Consider the following 1,728-nt stretch of genomic DNA (forward strand, 5'->3'; position numbering starts at 1 on the left):
AAATGGGAATGAGGCAGGGACTGATCGGAACCGCCGCGGTTTCGACGGTTTTGGGAAACCATGTATTTTGGACAGTTTCTCGTAGGAATGTCAGCCACGGCCATCATCGTCGCGGTCTGGACCTATATGGTTACCGGCTCTTTCTGGGAGGCATTTGCCTGGACGATAGCGACGCTGCTTGTCCTGCAGGTCGGCTACTTCGTGCTCATCGTGAGGCTGATCTTCAGGGGCTCGCACGATATCGCGCCGAGCGAGGATCCGGTAGACGCCTTCCCGCCATTGCGTCGCGACGGTGTCCGGCTTTAAGACCGGGTAGCCAGGATCACTCGCGCGTGTGCGCCCGGGCAATTCGGGGAACCTCGCCACCAGCGCGACCACGGTGTTTGGTCACCGAGACAGCGTCCGAGCATATCCCTGCCGGAGATTTCGGCGCAGCGTTATCGTGGGAACATGGCGCATGCGCGACCAGCTTCGCATGGAGCTCAGGCCGTCAGGTGGAACAAGTGATGATGCTTCGCGTTCTCTAGCGGTACCGGTGAGGTTGCCACCTCCATCGGAACTGCCATGGCTCGCTCTGCTCCCGGCGGGGCGAGCCTTTTTCGTGCTCCCATCGTCCAGATAGAGGGACGCGAGGCTGATTTGACGCGGCGACGACAGGTGCTTCGCCAATCCGACTACAGCAGGAATTTTTCGTCCTCTAATGTCCGCACACATTTGTGCAGGTTTTCAAGCATTTCCGCGCTGTCTGCCGCATGTATGATCAGCAACAAATTAATATCCGAGCCGAAAACGTAACATCTTCAATTCTGAAGTTCGATGGAACCGCATGGCAGCGGTGGAGTTTTTATGGAGGGCGGAATTCAATTGTCACTAGGAGACGGTCATGAAACTTTATCTTACAAGCGCGGCGGCCGCAGTCGTCCTGATGGGCGGCATTGGTGCGGCGCTGGCGGAGAGCGTCGTCGTCGTCCAGCCGGAGCAGGAGACGGTCGTTCGCGAATACATCAAGAGGGAACCGCTTGCCTCGGTGAACCTTCTGGGGGTCGAACTCAAGCTCGGCTCCTCGGTGCCGGACACTGTCGAATTGCGTGAGGTGCCCGACGTCAAATATCGCGTCGCCGTGATCAATGACCAGACGGTCCTCGTCGATCCGGAGACCCGCCAGATCGTTGAAGTGCTGCACTAAGGGGGTTCCCGCAGCACTGAACCTTGGGGAAAACCCGCCCCGACGTCGCGTCGGTGGCGGGTTTCCTTTGCCGCGACCCGCTATGGCCTATTCGGCGGCCAGTCTATCCTGCGTCTTGGTCTCGAAATCGCTGGCGTCGTGGCGCTCATGCAATTGCATGGCAGGCTCGCCGAAAGCGCGGTTGACCATGCGGCCGCGCTTGACCGTCGGTCGTGCGTCGATCGCCTTGGCCCAGCGTTGAACATGTGTGTATTCCTGCACGGACAGGAACTCGGCGGAATCATTGTACATGCGGCCGAGCGCCAGCCCGCCATACCAGGGCCACACCGCCATATCGGCGATGGAATAGTCCTTGCCGCCGAGATATTCGGTCTCGGCCAGTCGGCGGTCGAGCACATCCATCTGGCGTTTCACCTCCATCGAGAAGCGGTCGATGGCATATTCGAACTTTTCCGGCGCATAGGCATAAAAGTGACCGAAGCCGCCGCCCAGATACGGCGCCGAGCCCATCTGCCAGAACAGCCAGGACAGCACCTCGGCGC

At 59.6% G+C, this 1,728-nt stretch carries 3 protein-coding genes; 2 read left to right on the forward strand and 1 reads right to left on the reverse strand.

Going from position 1 to position 1,728, the window contains the following annotated elements:
* The first annotated feature begins 87 nt into the window (after positions 1–87).
* Complete coding sequence (locus EN984_RS33510; RefSeq protein WP_236382731.1) at positions 88–306, forward strand: exopolysaccharide production repressor protein; 219 nt, start codon at positions 88–90, stop codon at positions 304–306.
* 577 nt (positions 307–883) lie between these two features.
* Positions 884–1,186: a DUF1236 domain-containing protein gene (locus tag EN984_RS33515; protein WP_027035237.1), complete on the forward strand. Its 303-nt coding sequence runs from the start codon at positions 884–886 to the stop codon at positions 1,184–1,186.
* Positions 1,187–1,273: 87 nt separating this feature from the next.
* Here EN984_RS33515 and EN984_RS33520 read toward each other — a convergent pair.
* On the reverse strand, positions 1,274–1,728 hold a 455-nt coding region (locus EN984_RS33520; protein ID WP_206517546.1), incomplete at its 5' end, for a glutathione S-transferase C-terminal domain-containing protein.

This window comes from Mesorhizobium sp. M7A.F.Ca.CA.004.12.1.1 (genome assembly GCF_003997835.1).
GTDB lineage: Bacteria > Pseudomonadota > Alphaproteobacteria > Rhizobiales > Rhizobiaceae > Mesorhizobium.